A 14,891-nucleotide genomic window follows, 5' to 3' on the forward strand; every position below is an offset into this window, starting at 1 on the left:
CTTTTGTCTTTTTAAGCGGGCGGTTTTCGCTTACCCTTGCGGCATGTCTGCTTTATCGCGCGCGAGACATCTGCTTTCCGGCTGCGCCGCGCTGGCTCTGATGCTTTCGCTGACGCCGGGGTCCCGCGCGGATGAGCCGGTCGATGTCGAGCTGGTGCTGGCGGTCGACGTTTCGCTGTCGATGTCGGCGGACGAGCTCGAGATCCAGCGCCATGGCTACGCGGCGGCGCTGACGCATGACAATGTGCTGCAGGCGATCGCCGATGGCGCCCATGGCAAGATCGCCGTCACCTATGTCGAATGGGCCGGCACCACATGGCAACGCGTCATCGTGCCATGGACTGTCATCGCAACCCGAGCCGACGCGGAGCGGGTGGTCGCGCAATTGTCGGCGCAGCCGCCGAACAGTGCGCGGCGCACCTCGATCTCCGGCGCGCTGGAATTCGGCAGCGATCTGTTCGCCGAAAGCGGCTACCAGGGGACCAAGCGGGTCATCGACATTTCCGGCGACGGGCCCAACAACCAGGGTGCTCCGGTCAATCTCACCCGCGACGGCGTGGTCAGACAAGGCATCGTCATCAACGGCCTGCCGCTGATGACCCGGCGTGGCCTTTCCGGCGCTTACGACGTCAACGATCTTGACCGCTACTACAGCGACTGCGTCATCGGCGGCCCGGGCGCCTTCATGATCCCGGTCAACGACTGGACGCAATTTCCCGAAGCCATTCGCCGCAAACTGGTGCTGGAGCTTGCCGGCCCGACCTCACCGCAATGGGCGGCGGAGGAGGCCGATCATCCGCCGGTGGTGCTGGCGCAGGACAAGCCCGCCGCCGACTGCCAGATCGGCGAGAAAATGTGGCGAAACCGCAACTGGATGCTCGACAGCCGCTGAGCCGAGCGAGCCAACCAACGGTGACGACCGACCCGATCGCAGCTCTTCGGCCGAGCGCCGTTGCGGCGACTGTCCACGGGCAGGGCTTCAATTCTGTCCAACGCAAGTGGTGCGGCGAGCCTGCTGGCAGCAGCCGAACACGTTCCTGTTGATTGACAAGCCGACAGGCGTCTGTGAACAATTTCGCCCAGAGAAACAAAAGGGGAACCGACATGAACAGAATCGCCGTTTTCGCCGCGACTTTGACGCTTGCCGCCGGTCTGTCCGCGCCGGTGATGGCCGCCACATCGGTCACCATCGGCATCAGCGGCTGGACCGGCTTCGCACCGCTGACGCTTGCCAAGCAGGCAGGCCTCTTCGAGAAGCACGGCCTCGACGTGACCTTGAAGAAGGTGCCGCAGGCCAGCCGTCCGCTCGCCATCGCCAGCGGCGACCTGCAATGCGCCGCCACTACCGTCGAGACGTGGCTGGTGTGGAACGCCAGCGGGGTGACCACCAAGCAGATCTTCCAGCTCGACAAATCCTATGGCGCCGACGGCATCGTCGTGCGCAACGACATCAAGACGGTCGCCGATCTCAAGGGCAAGAACGTCGCCTCCTCGGCTCCGGGCACGTCGCCCTATTTCCTGCTCGCCTGGGTGCTGAACAAGAACGGCATGTCGACCAAGGACGTGACGGTCGTCAATCTGGAGCCGGACGCGGCGGCGCAAGCCTTCCTCGCCGGCCAGAACGATGCGGCGGTCACCTATGAGCCGTTCATCTCGGCCGTGCGCGACAAGGCCGACCAGGGCCACATACTGGCGACCACGCTCGACTATCCGATGGTGCTCGACACGGTCGGCTGCACGCCCGAATTCCTCAAGGCCAATCCCGACGCCGCCAAGGCGCTCGCCGACAGCTATTTCGAGGCGCTCGACCTGATCAAGAAGGACCCGCAGAAATCCTACGAGATCATGGGCGCCGACGTGAAGCAGTCGGCCAAGGAATTCGAGGATTCGGCGAAGTACCTGAAATGGGCCGACAAGCCCGAGAACCAGCAGTTCTTCACCAAGGAATTCCAGGATTTTTCCAAGACCGCGGGCGAGTTGCTGCTGCAGATGGGGCTGATCAAGGAAGCGCCCGACGTCGCCACGCTGGCCGACACCAGCGCGGTGGCGAACTGATCGTCCGACCTTTGCCCATCGTGCGGCGGCGTCCGGCGCCGCCGCTCTTTCCTCGACACGTGACCATTTGATGGGGACGATGTGAAGATGCGCCCCTTGCATCCAGTCTCGCCGAGCCTGCGAACCGTGCTCGGCATTTCCTTTTTCGTGCTGTTTATTGCCTTCTGGGCCTGGATCACGCTTGGCGGCCACGTCAACCGCATCTTCCTCGCCGATCCGCTATCAATGCTCAGGGATGGCTGGCGGCTGCTGGTCGAGGACCGCTTCTGGCTCGACATATTGATCACCATCTGGCGCGTCTTCGGCGGCTTCGTGCTGGCCTCGGTCGTCGCCGTGCCGATCGGAATCGCCATGGGCGCCTGGAAGCCGGTGGAAGCGTTCCTGGAACCCTTCGTCTCCTTCGCCCGCTATTTGCCGGCCTCGGCCTTCATTCCGCTGCTGATCCTGTGGGCCGGCATAGGCGAACTGGAAAAGCTGCTGGTCATCTTCGTCGGCTCGGTGTTCCAGATCATCCTGATCATCGCCGTCAAGGTCGGCTCGACGCGACGCGATCTGGTCGAGGCCGCCTATACGCTGGGCTCGACGAGCAACGGCATCGTCAAACGGGTGATCATGCCGGCCAACGCGCCCGAAATCGCCGAGACGCTGCGGCTGGTGCTCGGCTGGGCCTGGACTTATGTCATCGTCGCCGAGCTGATCGGTTCGTCCTCCGGCATCGGCTACATGATCATCAACAGCCAGTCGCGGCTGGCGACCGGACAGATCATTTTCGGCATCATCGTCATCGGGCTGATCGGGCTGTTGTCCGACTTCGCCTTCAAGGCGTTCAACCGCTGGCTCTTTCCATGGAGCCTGGCGTGAGCAAGCTTCTCATCGAGGGCGTCTCGCGCACCTTTGCCGGCGTGCGCGGCGGACCGCCGGTCAAGGCACTGATGCCGATCGATCTGGCGGTCGCCGCCAACGACTTCATCACCATTCTGGGGCCGTCCGGCTGCGGAAAGTCGACGCTGCTTAGAATTGTCGCCGGCCTGGAGGCGCCCAGTGAAGGCCGCGTGCTGCTCGACGACAAGGCCGTGACGCGGCCGGGACCCGATCGCGGCATGGTCTTCCAGTCCTACACGCTGTTCCCGTGGCTGACGGTGACTGAGAACATCGCCTTTGGCCTGCGCGAACGCGGCATGGCGCCAAAGGAGCGGGACGACATCGTCGCCTCCTATGTCGATCTGGTCGGGCTGAGGGGATTTGAAAATCATTGGCCGAAGCAGCTTTCCGGCGGCATGCAGCAGCGCACGGCGATCGCCCGTGCGCTCGCCAACGATCCCGAGATCCTGTTGCTGGACGAGCCGTTCGGCGCGCTCGACAACCAGACGCGCGGGTTGATGCAGGAGCTGCTTCTCGGCATCTGGGAGCGGCGCAAGAAGACGGTGCTGTTCGTCACCCACGATATCGAGGAGGCGATCTTCATGGCCTCGCGCGTCATCGTGATGACGGCGCGGCCCGGCAGCATCAAGTCGGATGTCGCCATCGACCTGCCGCATCCGCGCCACTACACGCTGAAGACCAGCCCGGAATTCTCGGCGCTGAAAGCGCGGCTGACCGAGGACATCCGGGTCGAGGCCATGCGCACGGCACAGGCGCAGCCGGCCGAGGCCTGATCCGGCGATCAGGCCGCCAGCAACTGCTTGCGGTCGACACGCTCCTGCTGCGGCGAGCGGGCGTAGAGCTCGCGGTAGCACTTCGAGAAATGCGAGGCCGAGACGAAGCCGCAGGCGACCGCCACCTCGACCACCGGCATCGAGGACTGGATCAGCAGATGCCGGGCGCGGTCGAGGCGGATCTCCAGGTAGTAGCGGGCAGGGGAACGACCCATCTCGGTGCGGAACAGGCGCTCGATCTGGCGACGCGACAGGTCGACATGGTCGGCGATCTCGATCAGCGACAGCGGCTCGGAGAGATTGCCTTCCATCAGCTCGATAATGGTCAGCACTTTCGAGTTCTGCACGCCGAGACGGGCGCGCAGCGGCAGGCGCTGGCGGTCGGTCGGGCTGCGCACGCGATCGGTCAGCACCTGTTCGCAGACCCGGTTGACGAGGCTCTCGTCGAAATCGTCACCGATCAGCTTCAGCATCATGTCGAGCGCGGCGGTGCCGCCGGCGCAGGTATAGATGTTCTGGTCGACTTCGAAGAGGTCGGCAAAGACATTGGCCTTCGGGAACGCCTCGGAAAAGCCCGGCAGGTTTTCCCAATGGATGGCGCAGCGCTTGTTGGACAGGAGGCCAGCGGCGGCAAGGATGTGCGCGCCGGTGCACAGGCCGCCAACGGCGACCCCACGATTATACTCCTCGCGCAGCCAGGCGAAGGCCGATTTGTTATGGTAGCGCTCGACATCGATGCCGCTGCAGACGATGGCCATGTTGGGCCGGTCGGGGCCCGCCATCTTCTTGCGCTCTTCCTCCAGCGAGGTGTTGACCGCGCATTCGACGCCGTTCGAGGCGCGCACCGGCTTGCCGTCGATGCTGGCCAGCCGCCAGCGATAGGCCTCGTAGCCGAGCATGCGGTTGGCGGAGCGCAGCGGGTCGAGTGCGGTCGCAAAAGCGATCATGGTGAAATCGGGGACAAGGAAAAAGACAAACGATCGCTTGATCGGATGCTTGATGGCGTTCACGGGAACCTCATCTGGCCATGGCGCGAACAGGATGTCGCGAATAGCATAGCGACATCAGGAAAAACCTTGGCTGTCAATCGGCTACGCTGCCTCAGTAAGACAAAATTTGCGACACGGGTCGCAAATGGGCAATCAGTGTGCGGCAGTGCTCAGGGGAGCTGCATCAACTGTTCACGCGACAGGCAAAATGTACAAAGGCAAGACAAAAACGCCGCCGTGGCTGGAGCCAGGCGGCGTTACAGTTCTTGAAGCAGCGGCAGGGAGACGCTGCCTGGAAAATGATCAGGCGACGAAGCCGAGGCGCGCCGCAGCCATCGCACCGGTCTGGCCGGGCATGGTGTTGGCAAGGCGCTGGCGCTCGAGAGCGGTGGTCAGGTTCATTTCGCGGCGGGTAAAGAGGCGGGCAAAAAGCTTCATCATCATCTCCTATCGGTTGCTCAGACGGGTCGCCTTCGCTTGATGGAGTGGGGCAGCTCGTTTGCTGGCGGTGATATAGGCTTGTGTTGTGTAAAACTAAATCGCAAAAACGAAGCGCTTGATATGAAATGCGACACGGATTGCGACAAATTTGGGCAAGGTGCCTAGGATTTGCGATTGTTTACAGGAAGTTAGTTCGAAAACAGGCTGCTATGCGGCTTGTTCATATGCGCCATGCAGCGGCGGCATGGCTTAGGAAATCATTTGAACGCAAATAAAATAGAAAAGGCCTGCCGGCGGGCTGCGCGGCAGGCCTTCAGCACAGGGTACACACGATTTACTTTGCTCCAGCCCAGGATCCGACGCCGTTGCGAATGCCGGTCTTGGTGTCGGCGGCTTCTGGCCAGCCGATATCCTTCTGCAATTCGATCGGCAGGGAATGGATGGCGCGTTCGGTCTGGTAGCGGGCGCGTGCCGCGCTGAATTCAGTCGCGATGCGACCGAGGGACGAGAGGATAGACATTTCATTCTCCTTAGGTGCCGGGCCGGAGACATTCCGGCCTTTGATGTGGGGGCTTACACGCGGCGTGTTTCAACCCCATTTCATGTCGATTGCAGGCCTGTGACATGGTCGTTTCATGGCTGCTTGTGGCAGCAACCTCAATCGATGGAGTTGACTATCCTCCTGATCCGGTGTTCAATCAAACGAAATGGAATGATGCTTTGTATCAGAAAAATTGAAGGTCGCTTCCCATGAACGCCCCGCTCAATCATCCGCTGCCGCTCCTCGATCTCGACGTTTTGCGCACTTTCGTGGCGATTGCCGAGACCGGCAGCTTCACCACCGCCGCCAATGCCGTCTTCCGCACACCGTCCGCCGTCTCCATGCAGATCAAGAAGCTGGAGGACATTCTCGGCCGTTCGGTGTTCGCGCGCGATGCGCGTTCCGTATCGCTGACCACGGACGGCGAGATGCTGCTCGGCTATGCCCGCCGGCTGCTGTCGATCAACCGCGAGGTGGTGTCGAAGTTCATCATTCCCGAGATTGTCGGGGTGGTGCGGCTCGGCTCGCCGGATGATTACGGCGAGCGCGTGCTGCCGCATGTGCTGAAGCGTTTCGCGCAGTCGCATCCCTCGATCGCCGTCGACGTCACCATAGACCAGAGCAGCAATCTGCGCCGGCGCATGGACGACCGCGCGCTCGACATCACGCTTCTGACCAACTCCTACAAGACCAGCGCACTCGGCGCCGAAGTGCTTTTGACCGAGCCGATCGTGTGGGCAGGCGCCAAGGGCGGCTGCGCGCATCTGCGCGAGCCCTTGCCGGTTTCGCTGTGGGAAGAGGGCTGCGCCTGGCGTGCCGGCGCGCTCGAAGCGCTGGGACGCGAGGGCCGCAACTACCGCGTCGCCTATATGAGCGCGCATACGGCAGGCCAGCGTGCCGCGATCATGGCCGACCTCGCGGTCGCGCCGCTGCCGCGATCATTCCTCGGCAACGATATGGTCGAACTCTGCCCGAAGGACGGCATGCCCGATATCGGCACCTACAACCTCGCCATGGTGGTGGCGCCGGACGCCAGCGCGCCGGTCAAGGCCGTCGCCGACCACATCCGCGCGACCTTCGAAGTGTTCCGGGAAACCGGCAAGTTCTGATCTGTCGCCGGATCGAAAGCGCTACTCCGCCGCCTCGGCGGAGGGCGCTTGAAACCTGGTTTCCCTGTCTTGCCTGACCGGTGAGCGGCTCTCGCCGAGGAACGTGACGATGTGCTGTCGCGCGCGTCGCGATTCCGGCATGTCGATCAACGGCCAGGCGTGGAACATGCCTTCCTCGTGGACGACATCAACCTCGACACCCGCTTCCCGCGCCTTTTGCGCGAAGATCAGATTGTCGGGCGTCAAGAGATCGCGCGAGCCGGTCAAAAGCAGCGTTTTCGGCAGTACCGACAGGTCGCCGTAGATCGGGCTGATGTGCCAGTCGCTGCGATCGATGCCGGCGCTGTACATCCGGATCGCTTCGAGACCGCCGGGAATACCGAGCCAGGGATCGTTGCGCTCGGCCTCGAACAGATCGGGGTTGGAAAGCGACATGTCGAGGCCGGGCGAGATAAGCACGTGGCGCGAGGGCAGGGGCAAGCCTTCTTCCGCGGCCATCATGGTCAGCACCACCGCCATGTTGCCACCGGCGGAATCGCCCATGAAGACGATGTCTTCCGCCTCGGTCTCGTCGAGCATCTGGCGATAGACGTCGCCGACCATGCCGAACATGGCGTGGAAATCGTGCTCCGGGGCGATGGGATAGATCGGCACCGTGATGCCATGGCCGAGCCGGTCGGCCATGTCGGCAATCAGGTGCCAGTGATAGGGCGTGATTTCAAAGACATAGGCCCCGCCATGCAGGTAGAGAATCCGCTTCTGCTCGTCACCTCTTGGGGCGATTTCGTAGACGGGAAAGCCGTCGACGGTGCGCGTCTGGATGTCGAAACGCTGATGCAGCGAGGCCGGCGGATGGTGATCCTCGGTCTTGCGTGCGGCCGCGATCCAGCGCTTCAGGTTTTCCGGGCTGGCAAACGCCTTCTTGCGGCTGTACCTGAGCACGAAGGACACGATGTGGCTTTTGAAACTTGGCATGCGGATACACGAACTTCGGCTGCAGCCGACTAAGAGAAACCTCCACTATTTCCGAAGATCGTACGCTCGCCCGAAATGTCAAGATTTGCGCTCTGTCCACACGGCGGTGTGATCCGCGCCGCCGTCAGCGGCGCGGCAAAAGGGCCGCGCGCAGCCGGTTGCTGGTGGCGACGGGGGATTTCCGAGATCCCCGGCGCCTGCCGAGCAATTCGCATTTGTCGGCAAAGGTCATCAGCGCGCCGTGCCCAGAAGCAGCGACGTGAGCGCGGCCTGCGGATCGCTGGGCGGCGATGCCGGCCAGCCAATGTCCTTCTGCACATGCGCCGGCAGGCTGTTCAGCGCGCGGATCGCCTTGTTCCTGGCGTGGTTCTGCCTGATGGTCACACCGAAGCGGCCGAGATTTTCGAACATCGACATTTTCATCTCCCTTGAAGAACGGCGACAACCGAGGAATATCTTCGGCCGCCGTTCGATGCGGGGTAAATGCGCCTGCCATGTATCGGATGGATTTCGCGAAAACAGTGTTTCGGTTTCCGGATCGGTCGATCCGGAAACATTTGCATGCAAATGAGTTTGAGGTTGGAGACGGCCTGTGAAGGTCGCGTCTATTCGCGGCCACGCCTCGCCGCGTGGCCTTCGCGCGAGCGCCGGCGCGGCGTGGCGTCGCCGGCGATGCCGTCCTCGCTCACCGTCTTGCGCGGCGGCAGTTTCACGGCCGCCGACAGTTTCGGGAACGGGTCGACCTTGTTGGGCAGCGCCATGGCGTAGACGAAATGCTCCTGGAATTTCGGCTCCAGCGCGGTCTCGATCTTCTCGATCTGGCTCACCGTCTCCTCGATCTCGCGGCGATAGCCGCGGTTCAAGAGCGCCATGCGCGCACCAGCACCTGCGGCGTTGCCGACGGCGGAAACCTTGTCGAGCTCGCAATCGGGGATCAGGCCCAGCACCATGGCGTATTTCGGATCGATGAAGGAGCCGAAGGCGCCGGCGAAGTGGATGCGGTCGACATGGTCGGTATTCTGCTTTTCCATCAACAGCTTGGTGCCGGCATAGAGTGCGGCCTTGGCGAGCTGGATGGCGCGCACGTCGGTCTGGGTGATGGTGATCTTCGGCTCGCCTTCCTTGAGCACATAGGAGAAGGTGCGGCCATTGGCGGTGACGCGCGGCGAGCGTGCACTCAGCGATCCGTCGACCACGCCGTCCTCGGAAATGATGCCGGCAAGATACATTTCCGCCACCACCTCGATGATGCCGGAGCCGCAGATGCCGGTGACGCCGGTCGCCTGCACGCTTTCCAGGAAGCCCGGTTCGTCGGACCACAGTTCCGAGCCGATGACGCGGTATTTGGGCTCCAGCGTGTCGGGATCGATGCGCACGCGTTCGATGGCGCCGGGCGCGGCACGCTGGCCGCCGGAGATTTCGGCGCCTTCGAAAGCCGGACCGGTCGGAGAGGAGGCCGCCACGACCCGCGCACGGTTGCCGAGCACGATCTCGGCATTGGTGCCGACGTCGACGATCAGCATCATCTCGTCCTGGCGATGCGGGCCTTCCGACAGCGTCACCGCCGCCGCGTCGGCGCCGACATGGCCGGCGATGCAGGGCAGCATATAGAGGCGCGCACCCTGGTTGAGCTTGAGGCCGATGTCGGAGGCCTTGATCCGCACCGCGCCCGAGACGGCGAGCGCGAAGGGGGCGCCGCCGAGTTCGGTCGGATCGATGCCGAGGAACAGATGGTGCATGATCGGATTGCCGACGAATACGGAATCCAGAATGTCGTTGCGCTGGACATTGCCCTCCGCGCACACCTTGTCGATGAGGCTGGAGATCGCCTCGCGCACGGCCACCGTCATGCCTTCGCGGCCGTCCGGGTTCATCATCACATAGGAGACGCGGCTCATCAGATCCTCGCCGAAGCGGATCTGCGGGTTCGAGGTGCCGGACGAGGCGGCGACTCGGCCCGACAGGAGCGACACCAGATGCATGGCGATGGTGGTCGAGCCGATGTCGCAGGCCAGCCCGTAGGCCTCGTTCTTGAGGCCAGGCCACAAGGCGATGACGCGCGCGATGTCGCTGTCGGCATCCTTGTGGATGGCGGCGGTCGCGGTCCAGTTGCCCTTGCGCAATATGCCTTGCACCTGCGGCAGCAGGTAGAAATCGAATTCGAGGTTTTTGAAGCCCCAATCCTTCATCAGCGCGATCTTCAGCCGGTCGAGGTCGCCGAGCGGTTTGTGCATGTCGGGCTCTTCGATCTCGACATAGCACATGCGTATCGCCGTATCGCGGGCGATCACCCTGGTGTCGGCATCCTTGCGGATGGTCTGCGCGTTGATGACGGTGTCCTGCGGGACGTCGATGACGAGGTCGCCGAGGATCTGCGCCGAGCAGGAGAGGCGGCGCCGCTCAGGCAGGCCGCGCACGCGCTCGTAGCGCTCTTCCTTCGGTCCCTTGGGCGAGATGTGGTCGTTGGAGGAGACGATCTTGTGCTTGGCGAAATTGCCTTCCTGCACCTCGATCTGGCAGCGCCCGCACGTGGCGCGGCCGCCGCACACGCTCTCGACATAGACACCGAGCTGGCGCGCGGCATCGAGCACCGGCGTGCCGACAGGAAACCGCCCGCGCTTGCCCGACGGCATGAACAGCACGAGTGGATCGGTAATGTTGGCAGGCGAGTTCATGCGTACACGTGTCTCGGAAGGGATTGTCGATACCGTTTAACGGATCGTTTCATTATTGGGCGGAGTGTCTGATGGTCCAGAGGCCAATCATGTCCGATCTCCTGCTGTCCAGCATATTTACCGCCTTTACCATGGTGCGGTTGCTGAAGGGGCCGTGGCTGCGCAATCCGCAATATCTGGCCACCGGAATTCTCGGCGCGATCGTCGCGGTGCTGCTGCTGCACGGGCTGTGGCCCGCCTATGACGATGACTTCGTCATAGGCGGCGTGACAGGCATATTCGGATCGTGGGCGGGAATGGCGTTGTTCGACGCCATATTGGGCGTCGCCTGACCGCAACGCAGGCGCGTCCGACCGCATCGATGATGCGATCGGTCCAGCGTGGTTTGCAGTCCGGTTCACGATTGCGCGCTTACCCCCGAGCCATGCGGGCTTCACGGCCGCCGCGGCGGCGGCCACCGTTGGCAGCGCCGTCGCCCGGCGCATTGACCTGCGTCGGCGCCGCGACCGCATGGCCGCCTTCGGCCGGCTTGTAGTCCTTGTAGGTCCTGATCCAGTTGGTGCAGTTCTCGTCGGTGCCGTTGAGCACATTGGCGCCGCGCACGGCTTCCATTTCCTGCGGACGCACCGGGTTCATGATGGCGCTCGTCATGCCGGCGCCGATCACCATCGGGATGAAGGCGGCGTTGATGCCATGGCGGTGCGGCAGGCCGAAGGAGATGTTGGATAGGCCGCAGGTGGTGTTGACCTTGAGCTCTTCGCGCAGGCGGCGCAGCAGCGCGAATACCTGGCGGCCGGCGTCACCCAGCGCGCCGATCGGCATGACCAGCGGGTCGACGACGACGTCGTGCGCGGGAATGCCGAAATCGGCGCAGCGCTGGACGATCTTCTTGGCGACGGCGAAGCGCACGTCCGGATCCATCGAAATGCCGGTCTCGTCATTGGAGATGGCGACGACCGGGACGTTATATTTCTTGATCAATGGCAGGATGGCTTCGAGTTTTTCTTCCTCGCCAGTGACGGAATTGACCAGCGGGCGGCCCTTGGCGACCTTGAGCGCCGCCTCGATCGCCGCGGTGACCGAGCTATCGATCGACAGCGGCAGGTCGACGAGCCCTTGGACGATCTCGAGCGTCTGCACCAGCAGCGCCGGTTCGGTCGCGTTGGGGTCGACGGCGGTGACGCCGGCATTGACGTCGAGCATGGTGGCGCCGCAGGCGGCCTGTTCCAGCGCGTCCTTGATGACGGTCTCGAAATTGCCGGCCACCATCTCGGCGGCGAGCTTTTTGCGGCCGGTCGGGTTGATGCGCTCGCCAATCACGCAGAAGGGCTGGTCGAAGCCGATGATGATTTCTCGTGTCGCCGAGGCAACGATGGTCCGGGTCATGAAATCTCTCCGTCGTGATATAAAGAGTTCTTTATATCGTTATCTCTTCTCGATCAAGCGAATGGTGGTCCTCCGCGCGGATCAATGCGCGGTCTTGACCATATCCACCTGGGTTTCGGTAATCTCGTCGTGCAGGATGTGGTCGAGCCGGTCGGCAACCATCTGGTCGTCGCGACGGATTTCGCGCTTCCAGGGCTGGCGGCCCTTGAGCACGCCCGATTCATCGACGATCTCGGCGACATATTCCTCCTGGCGGTAGGCCATCACATGGACGCCCGAGATCCCAGGGATTTCCTTCACCTCGTTGATGATGTCGATGCAGAGCTGCTTGCCTTCCTTCTTCTGGTCCTGCGCGCCTTCCAGCCGCTTGATGACGGCATCCGGGATGTGGATGCCCGGCACGTTGGAGCGGACCCACTTGGCGGTCTTGGCCGAGGCGAGCGGGCCTACGCCGCACAGGACGAACACTTTTTCGGTGTGGCCGAGATCGCGCGCCTTCTGCATGAAGGTCTTGAACATCGGCACGTCGAAGCAATACTGCGTCTGCACGAACTGCGCGCCGGCGGCGATCTTCTTGCCGAGATGGATCGGGCGGAAGTCGAAGGGCGGCGCGAACGGGTTGACGGCAGCGCCGAGGAAGACCTGCGGCGGCGTCGTCAGCTTGCGGCCGGACAGGAACTTGCCGTTGTCGCGCATGATGCGGATGGTTTCGAGCAGCGACATGGAATCGAGGTCGAACACCGGCTTGGCGCCGGGCTGGTCGCCAGCCTGCACGCCGTCGCCGGTCAGGCACAGCATGTTGGCGACACCCATGGCAGCACCGCCCAGCACGTCGCCCTGGATGGCGATGCGGTTCTTGTCGCGGCAGGCGATCTGCATGATCGGGGCATAGCCCATGCGGGTCAAAAGCGCGCAGATGCCGACCGAGGACATGTGGCAGTTGGCGCCGGAGGCATCGACGGCGTTGATGGCGTCGACCCAGCCGTCGAAGATCTTGGCCCTGTTGTAGACGTCCTCGGGATCGGCGCTGTCGGGAGGATTGAGCTCGGTCGTCACGGCGAATTCACCGCGCCGCAACACGCGCTCGAGGCGGCCGCGGGACGAATGGCCGGGCAGGGGGTCGAGCGGCAGGTGAATGCCGGCCGGGTTCTCGTCGCGCTGACGGGCACTCATGTGGCGGCTCCGGTCTTTGGCGCGGCCGCGGTCTCACGGGCGGCGGCCGCCTGCGCGGTGACCCGCAGCCAGGCGGAGGTCTCGCGCAACGACTGGTCGACCGGCTTCTGCACGGCCAGGATCTTGTCGGAGTTGACCATGTTCTGCGAGCCTTCCCAGGCCTTGACCCAGACGCAGGGCATATCGGGCTCGACCTCGCAATTGCCGTTGGCGCGCACGCCGCCGCAGGGGCCGTTGCGCAGTTGCTTGGGGCAATTCATCGGGCATGACATGCCGGTCGAAGACAGGATGCACTGGCCGCACATGCGGCAGTCGAACATGAAACCCTTGACGCGCTTCTCGACGAATTTGATCGGGGCCTCGACGCGACCGTAGCCGATGCCTTTCCACAGAGGGTGGAGGAGCAGAAACATGTCGGCGAAACGGGAATAGAACCATTCGAGCAGGCGCGAATGCCGGATCGACCATAGTCTCACCGCGAAGGAGCGCTGCACGCGCCGCTGCGGCGACACGTCGGCCGGCTTGTAGTCGGATTTCGGCGCTGCCTTCTTGACCAGGGTGGCCTGGGTAACCGTCGGCCCATCGTTTTTGACAGGAGTGGTCTCAGACATTTTCTTTGCCGCCCGCTTTGACCAGAGCGACCAATCTCTCTCGGTCATATTTCGTATCGAGGTCCTGGAAAGCCTTTTCGACCTCGGTTTCGAGATCGTCGCCGACAGGAACCGGATCGGCCTTGCGCCATTCGGCCAGATAGTCGTCGGTGCCGCCGGCGCCGGTGCGCATGGCGCACATGTCGATGGCTTCGGTGAAGCGCAGCGGCAGCTCGCGCTTGGCATTCTGCCGGCCCTTCTTGACGATGACCTGGGCAGGGATGTCGCGCCAGTAGACGACGATAAGATCGGCCATGAATTCTCGCTCCTCGATCTCAGAGCATTGCCGGATGCGCAATGGAGCCGCTTGTTATGGGACGACGCGCGCGCATTCAAAAGCGACGCATTGCAATGTCGTAAAATGAAAGGCGTGTTAATTCGTTCGCGGGGCGCACCGGCGGAGCGTCGGCGTGCCGAAAAGCCGTCTAGCCCTGTGCGGCTCCGGGCTGATGAGACCCTACCAGATTCCGGTTCTGAGGCCGGTCCAGAGGTAGAACCAGATCGTTGGATGATACCATAGTTTGGAAGGCAGGCCGGGATCGAAAGTCGTAAGTTTTCCGGCCAGGGCATCGCTGACCGCCTCGATGCAGATATCGCGCGAGAACGCCGTTTGGCGCAGCGCGTGGCTTGAGATGGTGTCGCCTTTTTCCGGTCTGCCGCGTGCCTGCTTCAGCACGCCGCCAGTGTCGACGCCGGCGTCGACGAGGTGGACGGTCGTGCCGAAATTCTGCACATCACCTGATGCCAGGGCCCAATAGCCGCCATTCATGCCGCGATATTTCGGCGTGATGCCCGCATGGTAGTTGAGCACCGGGCAGGGCATTTTGCGCAGCATCTCAGCCGAGATCAGCCGGCAACCGTTAAGCAGCACGACGCCTGGCTGGATCTTCTGGATCGCCTGCAGGCACTCAGGCCCATTGGCCGAGGCCACCTGGATGATCTCCTGGCCTGGTCGCGGCTCAACCTCCAGTCTCTCCTCGGCAATCAATCGCGCGCTATGGCCGGCCCGCAGCCGCTTGCCCAACCTACTCAGCACCATCGTGCCAAGCTGGCCCATGGCCGAGACCCAGCCCTGGCGGCGAGCCCGACCACGCAGCAATTGCTTTTTGGATTCAGGGGTTTCGAGGATGACGCTGACAGGACCAACGCGATCGGCAATTGCGTTGATCATGGCCCAGACATGCTGGCCGCCGCCGGTCACGACGACGATCGACGCGCTGGCTCCAACCGGTGAAGACATGG

17 protein-coding genes are annotated in these 14,891 nt (G+C 63.1%); 6 read left to right on the forward strand and 11 right to left on the reverse strand.

The annotated features are described in order from the left end of the window. Window positions 1-43: 43 nt before the first annotated feature. The 4 genes from CK228_RS07685 (at window position 44) to CK228_RS07700 (ending at window position 3,710) form a co-directional block, all read left to right on the forward strand. Window positions 44-892 (forward strand): DUF1194 domain-containing protein, encoded by an 849-nt coding sequence (locus tag CK228_RS07685; protein WP_095787427.1) that lies wholly within the window; start codon window positions 44-46, stop codon window positions 890-892. Window positions 893-1,104: 212 nt separating this feature from the next. After that, entirely contained in the window at window positions 1,105-2,055 is a 951-nt protein-coding gene (locus tag CK228_RS07690) for an ABC transporter substrate-binding protein (RefSeq protein WP_095787428.1), read from the forward strand. An 87-nt stretch (window positions 2,056-2,142) separates the two neighbouring features. Further along, window positions 2,143-2,916 carry an ABC transporter permease gene (locus CK228_RS07695; RefSeq protein WP_095772956.1) on the forward strand — a complete coding sequence of 258 codons (774 nt, stop codon included), beginning with the start codon at window positions 2,143-2,145 and terminating at the stop codon, window positions 2,914-2,916. Then, the gene (locus CK228_RS07700; protein WP_095787570.1) at window positions 2,913-3,710 is read left to right on the forward strand and encodes an ABC transporter ATP-binding protein; all 798 of its coding nucleotides are present in this window, start codon (window positions 2,913-2,915) and stop codon (window positions 3,708-3,710) included. Before CK228_RS07695 ends, CK228_RS07700 begins: the two co-directional genes overlap by 4 nt. 8 nt (window positions 3,711-3,718) lie before the next feature. Here the strand turns inward: CK228_RS07700 and CK228_RS07705 are convergent, their stop codons facing one another. From CK228_RS07705 to CK228_RS07715, 3 genes are all read right to left on the reverse strand, one after another. Continuing rightward, a complete protein-coding gene (locus CK228_RS07705) occupies window positions 3,719-4,720 on the reverse strand; it encodes a GlxA family transcriptional regulator (protein WP_095772955.1) in 1,002 nt (333 codons plus the stop codon). Window positions 4,721-5,002: 282 nt separating this feature from the next. Next, window positions 5,003-5,137 carry a hypothetical protein gene (locus CK228_RS36290; protein WP_080512035.1) on the reverse strand — a complete coding sequence of 45 codons (135 nt, stop codon included), beginning with the start codon at window positions 5,135-5,137 and terminating at the stop codon, window positions 5,003-5,005. A 337-nt stretch (window positions 5,138-5,474) separates the two neighbouring features. After that, window positions 5,475-5,660 carry a hypothetical protein gene (locus tag CK228_RS07715; RefSeq protein WP_095772954.1) on the reverse strand — a complete coding sequence of 62 codons (186 nt, stop codon included), beginning with the start codon at window positions 5,658-5,660 and terminating at the stop codon, window positions 5,475-5,477. Between the two features lie 230 nt (window positions 5,661-5,890). Here CK228_RS07715 and CK228_RS07720 point away from each other — a divergent pair, with 230 nt between their 5' ends. Then, window positions 5,891-6,790 carry a LysR substrate-binding domain-containing protein gene (locus CK228_RS07720; protein ID WP_010910020.1) on the forward strand — a complete coding sequence of 300 codons (900 nt, stop codon included), beginning with the start codon at window positions 5,891-5,893 and terminating at the stop codon, window positions 6,788-6,790. A gap of 21 nt (window positions 6,791-6,811) precedes the next feature. Here CK228_RS07720 and CK228_RS07725 read toward each other — a convergent pair whose 3' ends face one another. The 3 genes from CK228_RS07725 to CK228_RS07735 all read right to left on the reverse strand — a co-directional run bounded on the left by CK228_RS07725 (window position 6,812) and on the right by CK228_RS07735 (window position 10,440). After that, complete coding sequence (locus tag CK228_RS07725) at window positions 6,812-7,765, reverse strand: alpha/beta hydrolase (RefSeq protein WP_095787429.1); 954 nt, start codon at window positions 7,763-7,765, stop codon at window positions 6,812-6,814. 231 nt (window positions 7,766-7,996) lie between these two features. Beyond that, window positions 7,997-8,182, reverse strand: coding sequence for a hypothetical protein (locus CK228_RS07730; RefSeq protein WP_027046953.1), 186 nt, complete (start codon window positions 8,180-8,182; stop codon window positions 7,997-7,999). Window positions 8,183-8,370: 188 nt separating this feature from the next. Further along, window positions 8,371-10,440, reverse strand: a complete 2,070-nt coding sequence (locus CK228_RS07735; protein WP_095787430.1) for an ASKHA domain-containing protein — start codon at window positions 10,438-10,440, stop codon at window positions 8,371-8,373. Window positions 10,441-10,511: 71 nt separating this feature from the next. On the opposite strand from CK228_RS07735, the gene CK228_RS07740 reads away from it, so the two are divergent. Next, window positions 10,512-10,772 carry a hypothetical protein gene (locus tag CK228_RS07740; protein WP_095787431.1) on the forward strand — a complete coding sequence of 87 codons (261 nt, stop codon included), beginning with the start codon at window positions 10,512-10,514 and terminating at the stop codon, window positions 10,770-10,772. A gap of 79 nt (window positions 10,773-10,851) precedes the next feature. Here the strand turns inward: CK228_RS07740 and CK228_RS07745 are convergent, their stop codons facing one another. The 5 genes from CK228_RS07745 to CK228_RS07765 form a co-directional block, all read right to left on the reverse strand. After that, window positions 10,852-11,826, reverse strand: a complete 975-nt coding sequence (locus tag CK228_RS07745) for a methyltetrahydrofolate cobalamin methyltransferase (protein WP_095772950.1) — start codon at window positions 11,824-11,826, stop codon at window positions 10,852-10,854. 81 nt (window positions 11,827-11,907) lie between these two features. Next, the gene (locus CK228_RS07750; protein ID WP_095787432.1) at window positions 11,908-12,999 is read right to left on the reverse strand and encodes a methylenetetrahydrofolate reductase; all 1,092 of its coding nucleotides are present in this window, start codon (window positions 12,997-12,999) and stop codon (window positions 11,908-11,910) included. Continuing rightward, window positions 12,996-13,610 (reverse strand): methylenetetrahydrofolate reductase C-terminal domain-containing protein, encoded by a 615-nt coding sequence (locus CK228_RS07755; protein ID WP_095772948.1) that lies wholly within the window; start codon window positions 13,608-13,610, stop codon window positions 12,996-12,998. Before CK228_RS07755 ends, CK228_RS07750 begins: the two co-directional genes overlap by 4 nt. After that, window positions 13,603-13,905 carry a virulence factor gene (locus tag CK228_RS07760; RefSeq protein WP_095772947.1) on the reverse strand — a complete coding sequence of 101 codons (303 nt, stop codon included), beginning with the start codon at window positions 13,903-13,905 and terminating at the stop codon, window positions 13,603-13,605. The genes CK228_RS07755 and CK228_RS07760 overlap by 8 nt, the downstream gene beginning before the upstream one ends. Window positions 13,906-14,106: 201 nt before the next feature. Then, window positions 14,107-14,889, reverse strand: coding sequence for a formyl transferase (locus CK228_RS07765; protein WP_095773113.1), 783 nt, complete (start codon window positions 14,887-14,889; stop codon window positions 14,107-14,109). Between the last annotated feature and the right edge of the window lie 2 nt (window positions 14,890-14,891).

The sequence above is a fragment of the Mesorhizobium sp. WSM4312 genome (assembly GCF_002294875.1).
Taxonomy (GTDB): Bacteria; Pseudomonadota; Alphaproteobacteria; order Rhizobiales; family Rhizobiaceae; genus Mesorhizobium.